The following is a 21,928-nucleotide window of genomic DNA, read 5'->3' on the forward strand; positions in this document are numbered from 1 at the left end:
TTATCTATCTAATCCAGTTAGAACATATAAAATACTTCCTTCTTTTCTACTGCTAGCCATGTTAGTTACTGCATTAGGGTCAGAGAAAGCGCTACCGTCTGCAGGTTCCCAACCGTGATTTTGGGTAACTACCATAAAAGTGCCATCTATTCCTACTTGGTCAGATACGTCTATCATTCCGGTTATTTCCCATACACTTGTTTCACTACCTATTCCTGCTGCAGTTGCACTAACCTGGTCACATTCTAAGACTACTTTAAGTTCACCTGTGTTTAAATTATACTGATATAATCTAGCGTAGTGATTTCTTACAGCATCATCATAATAACCGTTAGGATCTTCCTGAATATAAGCATAGTTCTCTGTCACAAGAATGTTATCTGGACTATGGAAACCCCATGCAGCGCCACCTATTTTATCACCATCTAGAACGCAAGTTATTTTTGCAGGTCCAGTAGGGTCTGTATCGTTTAATTCTACTCGGTATACACGACCGTATAATGAGCCTTTACCTACTAGAGCGTCTTGTTTACGTCCAGTTACTGCAAAGTAAATCTCTCTCTGATTATCACTATCGCCACGTCTCCAGTCTATATCTTCCAGTCTAGAGAATCCCATAACTCCTTTGCTCTTAGCTTCAGCATCTAGTAGGTCTATGTTTTTTTCTGTTAATTCTACAAAAGAGGCATCATAAGACTGTCCTTCTACCATATCAACTTCAAAGTTGATTCCTGCAGTATCTACTTTTAAACCGTAAACACTACCATTATATAAATCACCGCGATCACCTACATACATACCTAACTGTCCAGATGGGATATTGTTATCAGAGTGGTCATCACCTATAAATACTACTGTTTTATCATTATAAGCATCTTTACCTATAGCAACGGCATTTTCTGTACTCCACTGTCCCATAGCTGTAAGCATTTCTGGAAACATTCTAGAAGAGGTGTGTTTAGTTATTTCAGTGGCAAAAACACCTTTTGAAGCGCCACCCCATTCTCCACCAGAAAGGTAAAGTGGGCCGAAACCATGCTCATCTACAGTAATTAAAGAACCAGAACACTGTGCTGTAGAACCTGTTGCTTCTTCATTTAATATGTATTCTCCAGCTACTGGTTTAAAAGTATTATCTAAAGTTAAACGAGCGATAGAATAGTCTGCCTCAATATTGTTAATTAGAGTGTAGTCTTGCTGGTCTGCATTATAAATTAATCCTAAACCGTCTGCCATAGAACCGTAAACGAATTCTGGAGTTTCACTCAATTGATCCTGACTAGAAAGAATAGGGTAAACGTTTACAGAAGAAAATTCTGAAGTAGTTTTTAAGAAATTAGGTGTAACTGAATGTGCTCTTAATTCTACATTTTCAGCCTGCGGATTAATAACTTGATTATCGTCATCGTTACATGCTGTTAGCCCTATTATTCCTGCAGCTGCAAAAAGTAAAGATTTTGTTTTCATTTTATTAGTTGTTTTTTAGTTGGCCAAATTTATTTTTAACTGATTTAAAACATGAGAACTGAAGATGAAGCTTGTTTTACAAATTTGTTATCGATCGCGTGATTTTAAGTTAGAGAATGGTTATCTATTTTAATTTAAGGTTTATGAAATGTGTTTATCTTACTTAATCTTAAAGTGTTAGTTGTTAAATCAATCATTTTAGTTTTTTTTATGTAAAACCTATTGTGGTGTTCTTAATTTTGGATTAATTAAAATAAGAACGATGAAAAAAGTATGGATCACATTAACCGCCGCTTCTATTATGGCGATGTCTTGTAAAGAAAACAAGGAAGAGACTATTATAGAAGACGCGAGCTCTACAACAGAACAAGTAGATATTAAAGATGCTGTTGCGACTAATGACGTAAAGGTAATGCCTGTGTCACATGCCACATTTGTAATAGACTGGAATGGGCAGATTATTTATATAGACCCAATAGGTGGAGCCGCTGCCTTTGAGGGAATGCCTGCTGCAGATCTTATTCTAGTAACAGATATTCATGGAGATCATTTAAATGCAGAAACTTTGACCGCTGTGCGAGGTGAAAAAACAGAGTTAGTTGTTCCTAGTGCTGTTAATGAAAAGATTAAAGAAGATCAAATTGCATTTGTAATCAATAATGGAGAGACCACTACGGTTAATGATTTAACAATAGAAGCGATACCTATGTATAACCTTACAGAAGGTCGATTAGATAAACATGTAAAGGGAAGAGGTAATGGATATGTACTCGAGAAAAACGGATACCGTATCTATATATCTGGAGACACAGAAGATATTCCAGAAATGAGAGCCTTGAAGAACATAGGCAAAGCCTTCGTATGTATGAATTTACCGTACACGATGGATATAGATCAGGCAGCAAATGCTGTTTTAGAATTCCAGCCTAAAGAAGTAGTACCTTATCATTACCGTGGTACAGAAGGATTTCAAGATGTGGAAAAATTCAAACAAATGATTAATGATACCAACAGTGATATAGAGGTAACTCTTTTAAACTGGTATCCAGCAGCTACGGAATAATCAAGGATTTACATATTTTTAATCTAAAGGGAAATACTCAAGTGGTATTTCTCTTTTTTTATGTCTTAAAATGAGGTGTAGATGGTGTTGTTCTCGCTTTCGCGAAAGCGGATATCTTAAAATTACACTCCATGAATCCATTAAACGGGAAAAATATAGCATCGTAAAGGCATAATATGTCAAATAGAAACAGGTATATGAAACTATGTTTGCAGCGTAACATAGCGTCACTAGTAAGATGGTAGTTAACTGTTATACTCTTGTGATAATACTTGAAGTTTAAATGATAACTTAAAGAATGCTAGTAATAACAAACAAGTCTAATTTTGATAAAAATTAAAAACATGAAAAACCAATTATATAGTTTCTTAATAATACTACTAATAGGAAGTATAGGAACCGCACAGAATTTAAGTTCTTTTCACAATAAATTAGATTCCTTTTTAGGGAAACATGTGAAAAGTGGTAAAGTAGATTACAGTTCTATACATGCTGATAGAAGTGAATTAGATCAATTAGTTACTTTATCTCAAGAGATAAGAGTAAGCTCATCTAGCGCAAATGATTTCCAGGCATTCTGGATAAATGCTTATAATCTGCATGTGATAAAAGGTTTGGTAGATAATTACCCTATTTCTTCTCCACTAGATAAAGCTGGTTTTTTTGATAAAACAAAATACTCTATTGCTGGTGAGAATATTACTTTAAATGATATCGAGAATAAGATGTTACGTGCAAAATTTAAGGATGCAAGATTTCATTTTGTATTAGTATGTGGAGCAGTGGGCTGTCCACCTTTAATATCTAAAGCTTATTTACCATCTACACTAAATGCTCAATTAGAGCAACAGACTAAGCTTGCTATTAATAACGATAAATTTATTAAGCCAGGTAAAAAAGTAGCGGTATCCCAAATATTTGAATGGTACAAAGCAGACTTTGAGAAAGATGGCAAAACTATAGATTTTATAAATAAATATCGAAAAGTACCATTTACAGCAAATACTAAAATCAAATATTATCCATACAACTGGAAAATCAATAAAAAGTAAAACCATGAAGATTAAAACAACCAACCTATGGCTGCTAGCAGCATTTGTACTTACATTATGCACAGTACAAGCACAAGAAGATAATGAAGAAGAAGGATCTGTAATACAAACTCTAACACCGTCAAAGTTGATAGGTAAAGGGCAGTATGATATTAAATGGTTCAATAACCTTTATACTCAAACAGAAAGTACCTTCAGTGATGGGAGAGAAGCAAGACAGACATTTTTCACTTCTACTTTAGAGGCTTATACCGGAGTAGGTAATAATAAGAAATGGAATGTAGGTGTTATTCTAGAGTTGCGTAGTAATGTTATACGTGATAAATGGCCGTTAGAGGCTTTGCGTTTTCAAAATATAGAAGGTGAGCGAGCGTCTGGTCTTACAGCTTTTGCACCGTCTGTAAAATTTGTTCCTTTTAAATCTATAAATAATTTTTCTATTCAGAGTTCTGTTTTTATACCGCTAGTTAAAGATGAGGTGAAAGATGGTGTGTTTCTAGCTCAGAAAAGTTTTCGTATTCAGAATAGATTTTTCTACGATTACACATTCCCAAGTAAGGACTGGCAAATATTTGCTGAGTTGAATTCTGAATTCAGTTTAGGTAAAGATGCAGAATTTAATAACGATGGAGTACAAGTAGATGGTAGTTTTGCAAATAACAGTTTAAACTTGACACCAGGAATATTCTTAAGTTATTTCCCTTCTTCTAAATTTACTATTCTAGCACTAGCGCAACACTCGCAGCGTATCGATTTAGGAAATAATTTTGAACAAGATTTTACTGCATTAGGTGGTGGTCTTAAATATCAATTAACTAAAGAGCTTAATGTAGAGACACTTTATACTAACTTTGTAAGAGGTAATAATACAGGATTAGGAGAGACTTTTAATTTAGGTTTGCGACTTGTACTTTAAAAAAAGAAACATTGTTTCATAAAGAATTTAAGACACTTATCACTCTAGCGTTGCTATTGGTAAGTGTCTTTTCATATGGTCAGATTATCCAAGAAATAGTAATACAGGATAATAAAAAGACTAAAACATCTTATATAAAATCTATCATTAATTTAAAGATAGGACAGCAACTAGATAGCACGCTATTAGAAAATGATATCATAAGACTAAAACGTGAAGCTGGGATTGCACATGCTTATTATCAAGTGCATAAAGTAGAAAGCGATTATAAAATAGTGTACGGTGTACAAGAGAATTTTACCATTATCCCATATTTTAATTTTTATACCACAGATGAAGATGAGGTGGCTTACCGACTAGGTGTTACCGAATTTAATACTTTAGGAAAAGGCATTGCTTTAGGTATTTTCTATCAAAAAGACATTTTTGATTCTTATGGTCTTAATATAAGAGCGCCTTATTTAATTAATAAAAAGTGGGGATTATCCTTTATGGCACAATCGCTCACAACAGAAGAACCTGTTTTCTTTAATAATGAGGTAGCACAGTATAAATATAATAATGTCTCTTTTACCGCAGGAGTTCTACATCAGTTAAGTTTAAACCATCGTGCCGAGGTAGCCTTGAGCACCTTTACTGAGAAATACAATTACTTAAGCGGCGCTACATCTACTACAGTTCCACAAAATCTAGAAGTAAGTAAATTTCTAGCTAAGTTTATTTACGAATATAATGGTGTAAATAGTTACTACCAGTATCATGAAGGGTTTAAGAGTCTCTTTAATTTACAATACGTAGATAGTTCTGATAGTGCGTTGCCTAGTTTTACTATATGGAGAAATGATTTCACGTACTTTCATAGAATAGGAGAGCGTGGTAACTGGGCAAATCGTTTAAGAGTAGGTTTTTCTACTAATGACGATTCTCCTTTTGCGCCATTTGCGGTAGATAACAATTTGAATATACGCGGTGTCGGTAATACCATCGATAGAGGTACGGCGGCAATTGTTTTAAATACAGAATACCGTCATTCTTTTATAGATAAGGACTGGTTTGTACTGCAGGGTAATGCCTTTTTAGATGCTGGGACGTGGAGAAATCCAGGAGGAGAATTAACCGATTTTGGCGAGTCTCAAAATATAAGAGTATATCCAGGTATAGGTTTGCGTTTTATTCATAAACGTATCTTCAATACTATTTTTAGAATAGATTATGGAGTAGGTGTCACGCCAGATGCTACGCAGGGTTTTGTCTTTGGGATAGGACAGTATTTTTAGTAAGATAATGATGTTTATTCCGCTTTCGCGAAAGCGAGATCTACAGAATCATACTACCCAAAAAAGACCTCGTACATAAAACGACCAGGTACGAATGTAAAGCCGCCAGCTATCATTAAAGCGCCTATATAAAGTAAAACCATTTTAATTTTATGCTTTTTGATTTGACCTTTTCTAACCGCTATATATGCCGTAGGTACAGACCATAAAGTAAGAATACTGAATAAGTGAATGTATCCAAAATGACTGAGAAATTGTGGTCCTACCATAGCTGGCATAAACAAGGAAACAATAGCAGTTACCATCATAGAGATCATATAATATTTACCTAACGATCTATGCCATTTAGTTCCTTTGCTAAAGAGTAAAAGGTAGGCGCCTATAAATACACACGGAATTACTGTGAGTAAATGTATGTACATTAATGTATAATAAAGCGTAGAGTAGTGATCTTGCATGTTCTAGGTTTTCTGTCAAATATAGATGTGTTAAGCAGCTTTAATATTTTTAAATGGTCTGACTTGTATAAATAGGTTACTCAATTGTCATATCGAGAGATAAAAAAAATCCCCAAGCGAAGCTTGGGGATTTTTAAAACCGATAATTATATAAAGCTTTTGTGCCTTTATAATTAGTCTATGATAGCATTTAATGTAGCACTAGGTCTCATCGCAGCTTCTTCTTTTTCTGGATTAGGTAGGTAATAACCACCTATGTCCATCGCTTTTCCTTGTACAGCGATTAATTCGCTAGTAATCGTTTCTTCATTCTCAACAAGTTTATTTGCAAGAGGAGAGAATTGTGCAGCAAGTTCTTCATCTAGATCTTGGTCTGCTAGTTCTTGTGCCCAGTATGTTGCAAGGTAGTAATGAGAACCTCTATTATCTAGCTCGTTTACTTTACGAGATGGAGATTTTCTATTAGTTAAGAACTTTTCAGTAGCTCTATCTAGCGCGTCAGCAATGATTTGTGCTTTTTCATTTTTATTAGAAATAGCAAGGTGTTCTAAAGAAACCGCTAGAGCAAGAAACTCTCCTAGAGAATCCCAACGCAAGTGATTTTCTTGTTCAAACTGCTGTACATGCTTAGGAGCACTACCACCAGCACCAGTTTCAAAAAGCCCACCGCCATTCATTAATGGAACGATAGAAAGCATTTTTGCACTAGTACCTACTTCTAGAATAGGGAATAAATCTGTATTGTAATCTCTCAATACATTACCAGTTACAGAGATAGTATCTTCACCATCTTTCATTCTTCTCAAAGTACGCTCTGTAGCTTTAATAGGAGATGCGATAGTAATGTCTAGTCCTTCTGTATCGTGATCTTTAAGGTAAAGATTTACTTTTTTAATGATTTCTGCATCGTGAGCTCTGTTCTCATCTAACCAGAAAATAGCAGGATCATTAGTAGCGCGAGCTCTAGAAACAGCTAGCTTTACCCAGTCTTGGATAGGTGCATCTTTAGTTTGACATGCTCTCCATATATCTCCAGCCTCTACATCGTGCTCTAGATATACAGTACCGTCTGCATCTACTACTTGTACCTTACCACCATAACCGATTTCAAATGTCTTGTCGTGAGAACCGTATTCTTCAGCTTTTTGAGCCATAAGTCCTACGTTAGGTACTGTTCCCATTGTTACAGGGTCAAAGGCACCGTTCTTTTTACAAAACTCTATAGTTGCGTCATAAATACCAGCATAAGAGCTATCTGGAATAACGGCTTTAGTATCTTGAGATTTACCTTCTTTATTCCACATCTGACCAGAGTTTCTAATCATTGCTGGCATAGAAGCGTCAATAATTACATCACTAGGTACATGTAGATTAGTAATACCATGGTCGCTATTTACCATAGCAAGAGATGGTCTGTGTTCTAATACTTTGCGTATTTCGTCTTGAATCTCTTCTCTTTCTAATTCAGGTAATTCATGAAGTTTACTTAATAGATCACCAAATCCATTATTTACGTCTACTCCTAATTTATTGAATACTGTAGCGTATTTATCAAATAAAGGTTTGAAAAATACTTTTACTGCGTGTCCAAAGATGATAGGGTCAGAAACCTTCATCATAGTTGCTTTCATGTGTAAAGAGAAAAGTACATCTTTCTCAAGAGAGTCATCTATTTGTTCTTCTAGAAATTCTATTAAAGCATCTTTACTCATAAAGGTACCATCTAGAATTTCACCTTCTAATAATTCAAGACCTTCTTTAAGTACGTGAGTTCTGTTTGCTTTATCTACCAGTTGTATGTTTACAGTAGTAGCTTTGCTAGTGGTAAAACTTTTTTCATTGTGAGCAAAATCTCCTGCTGTCATAGTAGAAACATGAGATTTAGAATCACTACTCCACGCACCCATAGAGTGTGGATTATTTCTAGCGTATTGCTTTACAGGTTTAGGAGCACGACGGTCAGAGTTACCTTCACGTAATACTGGGTTTACCGCACTACCTTTTATTTTATCATAACGAGACTTAGCATCTTTCTCCTCGTCCGTTTGTGGATCTTCAGGATAGTTAGGAATATCATATCCTTTTGCCTGTAATTCTTCTATAGCATCGTTAAGTTGAGGTACAGATGCAGATATGTTAGGTAATTTGATAACATTTGCATCAGGTTGTTTTACTAAGTCACCTAACTCTGCAAGAGCATTATCGTGTTTTTGATCTTCCTTTAATCTTTCTGGGAAAACAGCAAGTATTCTACCAGCAAGTGAGATGTCTCTAGTCTCAATATCAATTCCTGCAGGAGCGATAAATTTTTTAATGATAGGTAAGAAAGAAGCAGTTGCTAGTGCTGGTGCTTCATCTGTTTTTGTATATATGATCTTAGGTTGATCTGCCATGTTGTATAGGGTTAAGGTTAAAAATTAATGTAGCATATTCAATCGTTTGCGATGTAAATGTGCAGTAGACAAATATAAGGTTTTGGTAAGGTTTTTAAAACTGATTTAGCTTATCCTTAGTAATGTGATATGAATTATGAGATTGATAAAATCAGGGCTGTTATTTTATTAATTTAAAAATAAGAACGCATTTTTCCTCTGTATTTTATCGATGTGTGATTTTATAAGTTTGTTAGCTCGATGCTGAATTAAAAACGCAATTTCTTTCATACTAGAACTATGTGATAAAAAGTCAAGGTGAGTTAGTTGATTACCAATTTTAAATTTTGAGCACAAAAAAAAGCTGCCCGATCTGGACAGCTTTTTAATATATGTGGTAGAAAGATTACTTTCTGCGCGCTTCTTTGATACGTGCTTTCTTTCCAGTAAGTTCTCTGAAGTAGAAGATACGCTTTCTACGTACAGCTCCATACTTGTTCACTTCGATTTTCTGAATAGCTGGTAAGTTTAATGGGAAGATACGTTCTACACCTATGTTACCAGACATTTTTCTAATTGTAAAAGTTTTTGTAGCTCCAGTACCTCTTAATTGAAGAACAACTCCACGGAAGAACTGAGTACGACTTTTTTCACCTTCTTTAATCTCATAAAATACAGTGATCGTATCACCAGCTGAGAATTTAGGTAAATCTTTTTTTTCTACGAATTCGTCTTGTACGAATTTTATTAACTTTTCCATTTAAATAGGAATTAATTAGATTGAGTAATGAATAACATGCACGATTATCGTCAGAGGTTAATTTTTACGAGCTGCAAAAATACAAACTTGTTATAAACTGACAAATAAAAACTAGAGTTTTTAAATATCAATTATCGTATGATCAGCTTTTTTACAAAGTTAGAAGAAGAAGTACTCACTCTTAAAAAGTATATACCAGCAGTAAGCTTAGAAACATCAAAGGTTTGTACATCGCTGTTTACACCTCTTTTTGCATTATATACTTGTTTTCCCAACGAGTTAATTATCGTAAGAGTAATGTCATTACTATGAGTACTAGTAAAAGTTATTTTTAAATAGCCATCCTTTACAGGATTAGTAAGAACGGTCAATTTTTCTTTTTCCTTATCTGTTTTCACAGTAATAGTAGAGTCATTGCTGTCTTTTTGTGAAGTAGCAGTGCTCTGTGATAACGTAAAAACGCTTAATAAAATAAAGAGTAAAATTCTATTCATAATAATATTGTATCGTAAAGTTAAAACTTTTTAACCAATTTTTGATACTAATCCTCATTTAAAAGGTCAGGTCTTCGTTCACGTGTTCTTTCAAAGGCTTTTTCTTCTCTCCATTCTTCTATCGCTTTTAAGTGACCGCTTAATAAAATATCCGGTACTTTGTGTCCTTTGTAATCTGCAGGACGCGTGTAAACCGGTGGAGCAAGTAAGCCATCTTGGAAACTATCGGTTAATGCACTAGTCTCATCACTAATCACGCCAGGAATTAATCTTATCAATGCATCACATAAAACTGCTGCACCTAACTCACCACCAGACAGCACATAATCACCTATAGAAATCTCTCTAGTAATATAAAGATCTCTTACACGTTGATCGATTCCTTTATAATGACCGCATATGATCATGATATTTTCCTTGAGCGATAAATGATTGGCCATTCCTTGATTAAGAGTCACACCATCTGGTGTCATATATATAACCTCATCATACTCACGACCTTCTTTAAGCTCATGTATTAATTTATCCAGTGGCTCTATCATCATTACCATACCAGCGCCACCACCATATTGATAGTCGTCTACTTGATTATATTTATTAAGTCCGTATTTTCTTAAATCATGCATGTGTACTTCTACAAGACCTTTTTCTATACCACGTTTTAAAATGGATGCTTCAAAGGGACTTCTTATTAATTCTGGTAATACGGTTATAATGTCTATGCGCACGATACTTGATTTTAATGCAAAGTTAAATGAATTGTAAGTTGTTAAAAGAAAAATAAACAGTCAATAACAATAATTAACTATACGATTAGTTTAATAACTACATAAATAGTTTGATAACTATAATAATAGTTATATGTTTGTTTCATCAATAAAAGTAGTTTCAAGGTAAATCTTATAGAAATGGAAAAATTAACGCAAAAAGAAGAAGAGGTAATGCAGACGCTTTGGCATCTAGAAAAAGCCTTTGTAAAAGAAATAGTGCCTCATTTAAAGGGAACTAATCATTATAACACCGTTTCTACTATCGTGCGCAAGCTAGAAGAGAAGAAGTATGTGGGTTATGAAGCATTCGGTAAAACACATCGTTATTTTCCAGTGGTTAAAAAAGAAGACTATCGCAACAAGTTTGTAAATAACGCCATGACCAGTTACTTTAATAACTCTTATAAAAACATGGTTTCCTTCTTTGCCAAAGAAGAGAAAATAAGCGCGACAGAGCTGAGAGAGATTTTAGAAATGATAGAATCTAAAGAAAAATAAGATGGAAACAGCTATAGAATATCTTTTAAAAAGCGCTGGAGTACTCAGCATATTTGTACTTGTTTATCATTTCTTACTACGCAGGCTCACATTTTTTAACGCAAATAGATGGTTTTTGCTAGCAGGTATTGCAGCAAGTATACTGTTTCCACTAGTAGAAATTACCCAAACCGTTTATGTAGAACAGCCAGAGCAAATAGTTTATTTACCTCAACAACTAGCAACACCCATGGCATCTGTTTTACAGCAGCCTTTTGTAGAAGAAACTGTAGTAACCTTTGACTATGCCATGCTATTCTTCTATCTATACATCGCTATTTCTATATTTTTCATAGGTAAAATGACGGTAGAATTAAGTTCGCTGCGCAGCTTAATAAGCTCTGGTGATAAAAAGAGATCTGGTAAGTTTGTTATAGTTACGCTTTCGCGAAAGCTGACACCTTTTAGTTTCTTTAACTATATATGTTACTCTACGTCAGACCAGCAATCACCAGAACTGGATTTGATTTTAGAACACGAGAAAGTCCATGCGAGAGAATGGCATTCTGTAGATTTAATAGCGTCGCATCTCTTTAAAGCCTTATTTTGGATCAATCCATTAGTGTGGTTGTTAAAGAGGCAGATAGGTGAAAACCTAGAATTTATTGCCGACTCAAAAGCCAAGATTAAAAACACCACAGGAATAAGCTACGAGCGCACATTATTGAGTACCGCCGCAAGCCATATGCAACCAGCACTGGCTAATAATTTTTTCACACCTTTTATAAAAAAACGAATTGTTATGTTACAAAAAGAAGCTTCAGCCAACTGGAATGCTTATAAATATGCATTGATATTACCAGTAATCGTACTTTTTCTCTACAGTTTTAACGTGGTGGAAGAGATAGAGTATGTAAAAAATGAAAATGCTCAACAAATGGATTCTGTAACAAATAATAATGATGATTCCTCTATTATTGATGCAATTAAAAACGCAAGAACTACTGCAGAAGAAGAGGTGGAAACAGCACAAGAATTGTGGAATGAAGATCCTATTTTAGATTTTGATCACACCATAAACTTCTCAATAGAACCTACCTCTACAGAAGATTATCTTGAAGAAAAGAAAACCTATTTAAAGAAAGAATACAATGTAGATTTTGACTACAGTAAGTTGAAAATAAAAAGAGGGAAAATAGTAAGAATCAAGATTTCTATAGATGACAATAACGGTTATAAAGGTTCTCAGGAATACAGTGCTACAGGTGGTATAAAATCGATTTGTGTTAAAGGAGTGATTAAGGGAGATTCTAAGTCCTGGAGCATGGGTGATTGCACTGGTGTTGCAAATAAAAACTCTTATTCTACAATTACTTCATCTTACACCTATTCATCAGATTCTGATTCTTTAGTAAAAAGTGGTGATAGCTTAATAACTCTAGCACAAATGGAAGAGCTGATTGCTCTAGAAGAAGCAAGGAATGCAGTTATTTTTTCAATGATGGAATCTACTAATGGCAAAAATATAGATAGTTTGTTAAACAGTGATTCATTTCAGTTTATTGATGTAGATTCTCTTAAAAATAAGATACAAGCACGATTGAAAAACGTTCATTTGGACTCTTTAAATGTTATCTATTTTGATTTACCAAAAACTGTGCACACGAACAAGAACGGTGTTTCTACTACTATAACAGAAAATGTTAGTATTGAAAAGTTAGATTTAGGTGAAAATCCACCTTTAATGATAATTAATGGAAAAGAGACCGCTGCAGAAATAGCCAACCTTATCGACCCTAAGCTTATTGAGAGTGTAACTGTATTAAAAGATAAAGAAGCGACTTCTCTTTATGGAAATGGGGCAAAGAATGGTGTCGTTCTTATTACCACAAAAAATGCCGATATGGATAATCGTAGAGCGGCGATAATGTCTAAAAAACAAGAAATGCTTCAGAGACGTGAAGAAATGAAAACTAGTTATGCGGCTCGTAGAGATTCCTTAATAAGTAAAAGGACAGAAATTAAAGAAGGAAGAAGGTCACAATACCAACAAAGAAGAGATTCTTTAATTAATAAAAGATCGGAAATCAAAGAAGCGAGACGTGCAGAGATGGAAGCAAAGCGAGCAGAAATGAAGAAAAGTAAGGTTGAATATAGTAGTGATGTTCAGTATCAGTCTTCAGGTAATGATGTAAATAAACCAGAAGGTTCAAGTTATGCTTATATAAATGGTCAAGTTCATTATTATCAAGTAAAAGGGAAAAGTACCGAAATTTACAATCGTTGGGGAATTAAAATATTTTCTATAAATGGTGTAATGAATGGAAAAAATGATATTTCTGATTCAATAACTCTAGAAAATAAAGTTTTAAACGTAAAAGTGCATAACGCCTTCATTACTTTATCTGATAAAGATGGTAATTATTACAATGGTAAAGCAGAGGTGATAAATGAACCTGTTATAATGCGAGAAACTCCTAAAGAGGTGCTCAATGCTTTAAGACCAGAAAGAGGATATACTTATGAAGTAGGAGTTGTTAAGAACTCTGTTCAAGGAGATTTTCCACAGACAGATACTGATAACACTGATGTAGAAACATTTTACCTTACCGATGTTTCTGAAAAGAAATTTGATGATCTTAAAAAAGATCTAGAAGATGCTGGGCATACTTTTAAATTAAAAACGCATCGTATGAAAAACGATCGCTTGGTTAAATTAAAATTTGAAATCGATGGTTCTCAATATGCATATCAATCTACTGCTGGTTATAAAGAATTAAAAATTGTCTTTAAAAATGGATCAGACTCGCCATCTATAAGCATGGTGCCGTTTAAGTAATTAAAACTTCATTTGGATTACCTGTAAAACCCATTCTAGCCTTTAGAATGGGTTTTACTATTTAATACTTAAGTAAAGGCTTACAAAACCTTACATTTGATGTATGAAGAAAGATGTATTCAAAATACTAGCTCGATTAAATAAAGCGGTTTTACCCAGCTTTACAAAAAAGCGATTAGATCTAGCTAAAGCAAGTAAATTGCAAATGGCAATTTTTGGATACAAATTATGGGTAACTAAAAACGCACTAGATTAATGTTTTGTAAAATACCAGATCAATTAGGTAGAATGATCGAGTTAGATCAGCTACCACAACGTATTATATCACTTGTACCATCTCAGACAGAATTGCTTATAGACTTAGGTCTAGCAGATAGACTCGTAGGTGTCACTCGCTATTGCATACATCCAGCAGGATTAATAGATGAAAAAACCGTAGTAGGTGGAACTAAAAAAATAGTAGAATCTCGCATAATAGAATTACAGCCAGATCTTATTATTTGTAATCGAGAAGAAAATAACCAAAAGATCGTTGAATTTTGTGATCACATAGCACCTACCTATGTATCAGATATCGATACTCTGGAACAAGCTCTAGAGATGATAGCAGATGTAGGAGAGATAACAGGAACTAAGTTCAAAGCAAAATCCCTGATACGCAATATTTCTAGCGCATTTAAGACCTTGCCAAAACCAGAAGTAAACCATAAAGCACTTTACCTGATATGGAAAAAGCCATACATGGCAGTCGGTACAGGTACTTTTATTAATGACATGCTGGCTAGAGCAGGTTTTTCTAATGCAGCTCTAGATCTTACTAGATATCCAGAGCTAGACATGGAAGCGATGATTAAGTTACAGCCAGATGCTGTTTTCTTATCTTCAGAGCCTTATCCATTTACTACAGATGATATTGCCGAGATGAAACTAGCCTTTCTAACAGCGCCATCTCAAGACCCAATAAAACCTAACGTTACACCAGATTTTAAAGTGGTAGATGGTGAGTTGTTCTCTTGGTATGGTTCTAGATTATTAAAAACACCAGAATACCTTAAAGGATTGCAACCTAAAAATACCGACTTAACTATTTAAGAAAAACAAATTTCTAATTTTCATGTAACTTTGATTTTAGAATAAATAAAAGAATTAAAAAATATATAGATGCAAAAAATAGGTGGTGGATTAGGTCTAGCAGGAATAATACTAGGATTAATAGTTATTTATGGTATTTACTGGTACAACAGTGCTGTAAGTTTAAGTGAAGACGTGGGCGGCGCGTGGGCAAATGTTGAGAGCAGTTACCAACGTCGTAATGATTTGATTCCTAACATCGTTTCTACAGCTAAAAAGTATGCTGAGTTTGAGCAGGAAACTTTAATAGGTGTTATAGAAGCAAGAGCCAAAGCTACTCAAGTAGCCATAGATGTAGACGCAACTAATCTTACTGAAGAAAATCTAGCGGCATTCTCTCAGGCGCAAAGCCAGGTGAGTTCTGGTTTAAGTAGACTACTCGCTACTTATGAAAACTATCCAGATTTAAAAGCAAACGAGAATTTCTTTGAGTTGATCAATGAATTAGAGCGTACTGAAAACCGCATTAACGTAGAGCGTAATCGCTATAACGGTGCTGTAGGATCTTATAATATTCATATAAAAAGATTTCCTGGTAATTTACTAGCAGGCATATTTGATTTTAATCCTTCAGGATTCTATCAGGCAGACGCAGGTTCAGAAAAAGCTCCAGATGTAGGTGACTTATTTGGCGACGATTAATCATGTCAGTAAAAGTAGAAGATTTCCTTACAGCTGCGCAGGAAAAAGCAATAGTAGAAGCCATATGCAAAGCAGAATCACTGACCAGTGGTGAAATACGTGTGCATCTAGAATCGCGCTGTGAAGAGCCTGTCACTCGCGCTCAAGAGTTGTTTCATTTATTAAAAATGGATAATACTAAAGAAGAGAATGGAATTCTTTTCTATGTTGCCGTAGATGATAAGAAATTTGCCCTCATAGGTGACAAAGGTATACACGCTAGAGTAGGAGATGACTTCTGGACGTCTGTAAGAGATGTTGTTTTGTCTCGCTTTCGCGAAAGCGAATTCCAAAACGGACTTGTTCAAGGAATAGAGCTCGTGGGTGAAAAACTTGCGACTTATTTTCCATGGGATGTGAATGATGTAAATGAACTACCTGACGAAATCTCTGTAAGTTAATGAGGTATTTATTCCAAATCTTAATCGTATTCATAGGATTTTCAAATCTTGCTTTTGGACAGTTCACCATTCCAGAAAAGCCAGGTAACAGTTCGCAAACACCATATGTTTATGATGCTGGACAAGTGCTTACACCTGTTCAAAGAACATCTCTTAATAACAAATTAAAACGCTATGCAGACACTACTTCTACTCAACTAGTTTTTGCAACCATTAAGTCTTCAAATGGTGAAGAGTTAGACCTTTTAGGTGCTAGATGGGGACAAGAATGGGGTATAGGACAGGAAGGAAAGGATAATGGAATATTACTCATTCTCGCTATAAATGATAGACAGGTAGATATCAATACAGGTTATGGTATAGAATCTAGAATGTCTGATAGAGATGCAGAGCGTATAGTGAATAGGGTTTTAATTCCTAATTTCAAGAACAGCAATTATTACAACGGTTTAAATCTAGGAGCAGATGCTATTTTTGAAACCTTACAAGGTGAATTTCAAGGTACGGCAGGCAGTTCACAACCATTTCCATGGAGTGTTTTATTAGTTTTTGGAGTGTTTATATTTTTCATTATTATGAATGTTAAAAACAAAGGAAACGGTAATAATGGAGGTAGAGGAGGTTCTGGTGGTTCATTACTAGATATTATTATTTTAAGTAATATGGGGCGCGGCGGTTTTGGCGGCGGTAGCTTCGGTGGCGGTTCTTCAGGTGGCTTCGGCGGTGGAGGTTTTGGTGGCTTCGGCGGCGGCGGTTTTGGCGGCGGTGGTGCTGGTGGTAGTTGGTAAGAAAATTGATATAATTCCGCTTTCGCGAAAGCGGACATAAAAAAATCCCTTAATACTATTAAGGGATTTTTTTATTCTATGAAAGTGTCATTTACCGTTTTAGGGAGAAGTGTCCTTTAATTTCCATATCACCTCTAGAATCTTTAATTTCTAGTAAAAACCAATAATCTGATGACGGCATAGGGCTGCCATTATATAATCCATCCCATCCATTATGGTCCTTGTCATAGCTTTTTAATAATTTTCCATATCTATCAAAAATAGAAAATGTAGCACTATCAAAAGTATTGATTTGATCTACATACCAAGTGTCGTTAAATCCATCATTGTTAGGAGTAAAAAACCTTGGATAGTCTATAATGAGCACTTGTTGTGGAGGAGAAGGTGCGCAGCCATTAAGGTCTATAACTCTTACTTCATGATAGCCTCTAGATACATCTACAAAGACATTACTGTTTTGTGGTACACCATTATCTAATACATACTGGTAATCTCCTGTGCCATTAACGGTAACGGTAATCGTATTAGGGTCACCAAAGTTAGTGGATGTAATAAATTCTACCGCTGGTGTTTGTGATGCAAAGACTGTAAAGTTTATAGGATTAAATACACAACCTTGAGAACTAGTTACCTGTACAGAATAGCTGCCTGGTTCATTAATATCTATAGAACTTGAGACTTCTCCGGTAGACCACAGATAGCTCTCTCCAGATGTTTCTGAAAATGCATCTACGGTAACAAAGCCGTTGTTACATATTACGTATTCTAGATCAACTAGAACTATGGGTAATGAATCTACGATTACCTCAAATTCTCCTACACTAAAACATCCTAAAGCTATATTAGTTACTCTTACATAATAGGTGTCTTGAACAGTAACACTTACGGTATGGTTAGTTAGTGGATTGATATCATCTTCTGCATCTAATAATGATGTAAAATACTGTATGGTATGCATGCTAGGGTCTAGACCATTTAATATAATGCTATTATTAGTAGAAAGATCAAAGCTATGTTGATCATCAAAATCAGTATCACAAGATCTTAATTCATAACTGCCTGGAGTGGCTATTTGTGGTGCTGCCTGAATTTTTAAATTAAAATTACTTATAGAAAAACAACCAGAAACGGTATTCTCAAGTCTTATGAAAATAGTCGTGTTGTTTGCTGTGTAATTAAAATTACTGTTCAGTTCATTAGTTTGATTTATAGCATCTAAGTTAGTGCGATAGAAACTAGTTGAAAAACCAGCTGGTAATGGATCTATGAATTGTGGGACAACCTCATTTAAATTGGCCGTTTGTATAGGGTTGTCACAAACTAATAGATCATTTACAGGGTTAAGTTGAAGTGGCAAATTAACGATTAGTTCTAAGTTGCCTACATCATAGCATCTGGATACGGTGTTATAGAATCTTAAATATACCGTTTGTGGGTTCGTAGTATTTATAAAGTCCGTTTCATTTGATATGGGATTTACATCATTTTGAGCATCGATAATACTGGTGTGCCAGGATAAGGTAGAGTTAAAAGGTCTTGTCCCTACTAGCTCTGCTTCTCTAGAGGTTAAATCAAAAGAGGTAGAGCCATCTTGATCCATATCACAAGAGATAGAAGGTGTTACCGTGTTAGTTAACGGACTGTCTATAACGTTGAAAAGTATCTCTTCTACTTCATAACAACTAACGTCGTTACCTATACGAGCATAAATAGTTTGAGGGTTTATAGTATTAGTAAAAACAAGTGGTAATGGATGGTTATTTAAATTAGCCTGTAGGGCAGATTCATGAAAAGAAACAGTGAGATTTGTACTAATTCCACTTCTTATCATATCAATAGATTGTTGTAAGTCAAAGGTCGAGATTCCATCATTATTGTCATCACAGATTCTTAAGTCTGCAGGAACATTGTAAACTGGAGATTCATCTACTTGCAATAAAAAAGAATCTACTCCATAACAAGAAGGATCAGAATCGTTTTCTACGCGCACCCAAATAGTTTGTGGATTACTTGTGTTTTGAAATGCGTTGAGCTTATTTATGCTGTTTGTAGAAGTATCTGCCTCTGTAAAACTGCGGTAATAAGAAGTGCTTTTACCAGTCTGTCCATTTAAGATTTCGTTATCCTTTGTAGATAGAAAGAAATCTTCTATTTCATTACCATCTGCTTCACATAGTTGATAGGTAGTTATGTTAGTAAAAACAGGTAATGTGTTTACTATAATAGATTGTTGTACCACGGTTTCACAGCCATTATTTAAGTTTTCTACTCTTACAAAAATAGTTTCTGTCTGTGCATTATAACCAGTTGAATTGTTTATAGGGTTGACACCTATCTCAGCATCAGAGAAATTATGATGATAAGTAATCGCTCTATTTGCATCTGTTGTTATTTGAGACTCTTGAGAAGTAATGTCTATCACAGAAAACCCATCTTGATCATTATCACAGATAATAATATCTATAGGTGTTCCTGAAACAGGTGCTGGTAAAATAGTGATTTGTAATTCTTGGTTATCACTACATCCTGTCGGTGCAATTAACTCTGCAAATACCGTAAATGGATTTACCGTATTTGTAATTGTGGTAATAGGGTTTGCTCTGTTATCAGCATCTGTTTGCGTTAAGTAATAAAGTACCGCATGATCGTTACCAAAAGAGCCTCTCACCGCATTATCAAATTCATTAAGTGGTACGGTGGTAATTAAATCTTGATCTTCATCACAATACGTTTGATCCACAATAATACTTGATTGAAAAGACGGTGCGACAGATATTTCAAAATCTGAAAACTCTGTACACGTAGGGCTGTTTATTCTTATGTAGATAGTTTGTGGGTTAGTTAAGTTAGTGTAACCGATAGAAGTATCAATTTGATTTACATCTCCCATTTGATCTACCTCAGTTTCAAAGAACTCTATATCTACATTTTCAAGACCGTTAATAAAGCCTATGGCAATAAGATCAAAGCTAAAAGTTTCAAAACCATCATTACTAATGTCGTCACATATCTGTACGTTTTGAATATTAGTTCTATCCAACAAAAGATTAGAATATAAAACAACAGTTCCAGTGCTTGCACAACCTGTAGCTATAGATTCAAATCTTATAAACACACTCTGTATTCTAGGTGTTGTATTGTTAAAAGAGTTAGGATTAGAAATAGGATTCAAATTATCAACCGCATCAAATTCAGATAGGTGGTAGGTTATGTTATATTCACTAGCTGTTGTTGTAAATTCAGGAACGACACTAGTTATATCAAAGGTGGCAAAACCATCTCCATCGCTATCACAAGCGTCTATTTCTTCTAGAGCGCTGTTTAATGATGGTGGTATTACAATATTTATAGTCACCTCGCTAGTAGCAAAACAATTACTCAACGTATTTGTAATTCTGGCATAAACTGTATCTGGATTTGCGCTATTAGTATAAGAGTTAGATAATATGCCTGTGTTATTAATAGCTGCATTTGCACTAGAATGATAAGAAACAGTCACATTATTAGCTGTCATAGCAACTTCATTATCAAACTGTGATAGATTTATAGTTGTACTACCGTCTAGATCTTCATCACAAGTGGTAAAAGTATAGTCCGTTGCTAGAAGAACATCATTTACTTCTAGTACAACTGGTCTTATGTTTTGGCAACCAGTGTTTAAATCAATGACGCGTATAAAAATTGTTTGAGGGTTACTTTGATTTGTGTACATGTTAGCTAATTCATTTACATCGCTTTGAGCATCATTTTGATCCATGTAAAATTTGTAATCATAATTACCAGTAGGAAGTTGATTCAAAGCATTGCTACCTATAGCTTGTAAATCAAAGGTCTCAAAACCGTCTGCACTAGCGTCATCACATAACGATTGGTTTGCGATAGTGATATTAAGCTGGTTTGGGTCTATAGTAACAACTACATCATCTGTTATAATACAGTTAGTCCCAGTAAGCGCTACGGTTATTTCTACGCGGTAATTACCAGTAACATTTGCTAGAATAGTACTGTTTACTTCACCTATTAATTCTGTATTATTTCTAAACCATTTATAGGTAGCTATATTATTGCCTATGTCGGCATCTAGGGTAGCATCTACACATGGAAAAAGATCTGGTCCTAAATCTACTTCAGCTTGTAGACTGCCAGCTTCTATAAAAATAGCACTATCATATGCTGTGGGATCAAAGCTAGACTGGTCTGCAATAACCATTTTAAGATGATAAACCGTATTAGGAATTACAGCCGCTGCTGCCGTAAGTTCTACTGTGCGTCCTTCAAAATTTGTATCACCTATAGACTGTCCTGTAAAGAAATTTTGATTTACGGCAGGACATTGTCCTACTACCTCTGGGTGGACGGTATCTATTCCTACTGCCGTAGAGCTGTTAGGTAAAACAGCTATATTTTGGTAAGTACCACCTTGTGGTCTTAAAAGTAAAGCAAATCCGTCACCTACATTACAAGGGAAATTTTGTTGATACTCTTCAGATGCTAGAATGTAATTAAAGCTGATCATGTTTGCTGTACTGATAAGGTCAAATTCAATTACCGTTGCATTTACCGTGTTAGCAATACCAAATGTGTTTTCAAGATCACTGTCTCCAGTCCATGCGGTAGTTCCATCGCTCAAATCTGTAGTAATAGAAGTGTTTCCTGTTCGGTTTCCATTACCTGTACTTAAAAAGAATCCGCTAGAAAATGGAAAAGAAGAAGCGCCTTGAGTAAAACTACCAAAGCTATTCAGGCCGTCCACACTACCATTCATGTTAGAGGTAACATTTGTTATTTCTACACAATCATTACCTAGCGATTGTAAAACTAATTGATCCACTGGTAAGTTAGTGGAGGTATTAATTAATTGAGAATAACTAATAGAGCCGATAAGTAAGTAAATTAAGCAAACAGTCTTTTTATATAGAGTAGTATGTTTCAAGGGCTGTAATTTTAATTAGACATATTATTTTATTAATATTTTGTTAAAC

The 21,928-nt window shown here is 34.8% G+C and carries 19 protein-coding genes; 11 read left to right on the forward strand and 8 right to left on the reverse strand.

The window, feature by feature from the left end; translation table 11 throughout:
* On the reverse strand, nt 1-1,467 hold the full coding sequence (locus ABJF08_RS14070) for an alkaline phosphatase PhoX (protein WP_348116894.1): 1,467 nt from the start codon (nt 1,465-1,467) through the stop codon (nt 1-3).
* 262 nt (nt 1,468-1,729) lie between these two features.
* Here ABJF08_RS14070 and ABJF08_RS14075 point away from each other — a divergent pair, with 262 nt between their 5' ends.
* Nucleotides 1,730-2,530, forward strand: a complete 801-nt coding sequence (locus ABJF08_RS14075) for an MBL fold metallo-hydrolase (protein WP_348116895.1) — start codon at nt 1,730-1,732, stop codon at nt 2,528-2,530.
* An 18-nt stretch (nt 2,531-2,548) separates the two neighbouring features.
* Here the strand turns inward: ABJF08_RS14075 and ABJF08_RS14080 are convergent, their stop codons facing one another.
* Nucleotides 2,549-2,692 (reverse strand): hypothetical protein, encoded by a 144-nt coding sequence (locus tag ABJF08_RS14080; RefSeq protein ID WP_348116896.1) that lies wholly within the window; start codon nt 2,690-2,692, stop codon nt 2,549-2,551.
* A gap of 182 nt (nt 2,693-2,874) precedes the next feature.
* Between ABJF08_RS14080 and ABJF08_RS14085 the strand changes: the two genes are divergently transcribed.
* From ABJF08_RS14085 to ABJF08_RS14095, 3 genes are read left to right on the forward strand one after another with little or no spacing between them, the layout of a single operon-like run.
* Nucleotides 2,875-3,582, forward strand: a complete 708-nt coding sequence (locus ABJF08_RS14085) for a DUF547 domain-containing protein (RefSeq protein WP_348116897.1) — start codon at nt 2,875-2,877, stop codon at nt 3,580-3,582.
* Between the two features lie 4 nt (nt 3,583-3,586).
* On the forward strand, nt 3,587-4,498 hold the full coding sequence (locus ABJF08_RS14090) for a hypothetical protein (protein WP_348116898.1): 912 nt from the start codon (nt 3,587-3,589) through the stop codon (nt 4,496-4,498).
* 11 nt (nt 4,499-4,509) lie between these two features.
* Nucleotides 4,510-5,775: a POTRA domain-containing protein gene (locus ABJF08_RS14095; protein ID WP_348116899.1), complete on the forward strand. Its 1,266-nt coding sequence runs from the start codon at nt 4,510-4,512 to the stop codon at nt 5,773-5,775.
* Between the two features lie 53 nt (nt 5,776-5,828).
* Here ABJF08_RS14095 and ABJF08_RS14100 read toward each other — a convergent pair whose 3' ends face one another.
* The 5 genes from ABJF08_RS14100 to trmD all read right to left on the reverse strand — a co-directional run bounded on the left by ABJF08_RS14100 (nt 5,829) and on the right by trmD (nt 10,587).
* On the reverse strand, nt 5,829-6,233 hold the full coding sequence (locus ABJF08_RS14100; protein ID WP_348116900.1) for a DUF2306 domain-containing protein: 405 nt from the start codon (nt 6,231-6,233) through the stop codon (nt 5,829-5,831).
* Between the two features lie 173 nt (nt 6,234-6,406).
* On the reverse strand, nt 6,407-8,626 hold the full coding sequence (locus tag ABJF08_RS14105) for an NADP-dependent isocitrate dehydrogenase (protein WP_348116901.1): 2,220 nt from the start codon (nt 8,624-8,626) through the stop codon (nt 6,407-6,409).
* Nucleotides 8,627-9,011: 385 nt separating this feature from the next.
* Nucleotides 9,012-9,365, reverse strand: coding sequence for a 50S ribosomal protein L19 (rplS, locus tag ABJF08_RS14110; RefSeq protein WP_298956481.1), 354 nt, complete (start codon nt 9,363-9,365; stop codon nt 9,012-9,014).
* A gap of 131 nt (nt 9,366-9,496) precedes the next feature.
* Nucleotides 9,497-9,859 (reverse strand): T9SS type A sorting domain-containing protein, encoded by a 363-nt coding sequence (locus ABJF08_RS14115; protein ID WP_348116902.1) that lies wholly within the window; start codon nt 9,857-9,859, stop codon nt 9,497-9,499.
* A gap of 47 nt (nt 9,860-9,906) precedes the next feature.
* A complete protein-coding gene (gene trmD / locus ABJF08_RS14120; protein WP_348116903.1) occupies nt 9,907-10,587 on the reverse strand; it encodes a tRNA (guanosine(37)-N1)-methyltransferase TrmD in 681 nt (226 codons plus the stop codon).
* 180 nt (nt 10,588-10,767) lie between these two features.
* Between trmD and ABJF08_RS14125 the strand changes: the two genes are divergently transcribed.
* From ABJF08_RS14125 to ABJF08_RS14155, 7 genes are all read left to right on the forward strand, one after another.
* The gene (locus ABJF08_RS14125; RefSeq protein WP_348116904.1) at nt 10,768-11,127 is read left to right on the forward strand and encodes a BlaI/MecI/CopY family transcriptional regulator; all 360 of its coding nucleotides are present in this window, start codon (nt 10,768-10,770) and stop codon (nt 11,125-11,127) included.
* Between the two features lies 1 nt (nt 11,128).
* Nucleotides 11,129-13,945: a M56 family metallopeptidase gene (locus ABJF08_RS14130; RefSeq protein WP_348116905.1), complete on the forward strand. Its 2,817-nt coding sequence runs from the start codon at nt 11,129-11,131 to the stop codon at nt 13,943-13,945.
* Between the two features lie 103 nt (nt 13,946-14,048).
* The gene (locus ABJF08_RS14135; RefSeq protein ID WP_104516637.1) at nt 14,049-14,201 is read left to right on the forward strand and encodes an SsrA-binding protein; all 153 of its coding nucleotides are present in this window, start codon (nt 14,049-14,051) and stop codon (nt 14,199-14,201) included.
* Nucleotides 14,201-15,037 carry a helical backbone metal receptor gene (locus tag ABJF08_RS14140; protein WP_348116906.1) on the forward strand — a complete coding sequence of 279 codons (837 nt, stop codon included), beginning with the start codon at nt 14,201-14,203 and terminating at the stop codon, nt 15,035-15,037. Before ABJF08_RS14135 ends, ABJF08_RS14140 begins: the two co-directional genes overlap by 1 nt.
* A gap of 69 nt (nt 15,038-15,106) precedes the next feature.
* Nucleotides 15,107-15,718 carry a LemA family protein gene (locus ABJF08_RS14145; protein ID WP_348116907.1) on the forward strand — a complete coding sequence of 204 codons (612 nt, stop codon included), beginning with the start codon at nt 15,107-15,109 and terminating at the stop codon, nt 15,716-15,718.
* Between the two features lie 2 nt (nt 15,719-15,720).
* Nucleotides 15,721-16,158 (forward strand): TPM domain-containing protein, encoded by a 438-nt coding sequence (locus tag ABJF08_RS14150; RefSeq protein ID WP_348116908.1) that lies wholly within the window; start codon nt 15,721-15,723, stop codon nt 16,156-16,158.
* Nucleotides 16,158-16,946, forward strand: coding sequence for a TPM domain-containing protein (locus tag ABJF08_RS14155; RefSeq protein WP_348116909.1), 789 nt, complete (start codon nt 16,158-16,160; stop codon nt 16,944-16,946). Before ABJF08_RS14150 ends, ABJF08_RS14155 begins: the two co-directional genes overlap by 1 nt.
* Nucleotides 16,947-17,037: 91 nt before the next feature.
* Here ABJF08_RS14155 and ABJF08_RS14160 read toward each other — a convergent pair whose 3' ends face one another.
* Entirely contained in the window at nt 17,038-21,879 is a 4,842-nt protein-coding gene (locus ABJF08_RS14160) for a choice-of-anchor L domain-containing protein (RefSeq protein ID WP_348116910.1), read from the reverse strand.
* Nucleotides 21,880-21,928: the final 49 nt, after the last annotated feature.

Source organism: Nonlabens sp. (assembly GCF_039941875.1).
Taxonomy (GTDB): domain Bacteria; phylum Bacteroidota; class Bacteroidia; order Flavobacteriales; family Flavobacteriaceae; genus Nonlabens.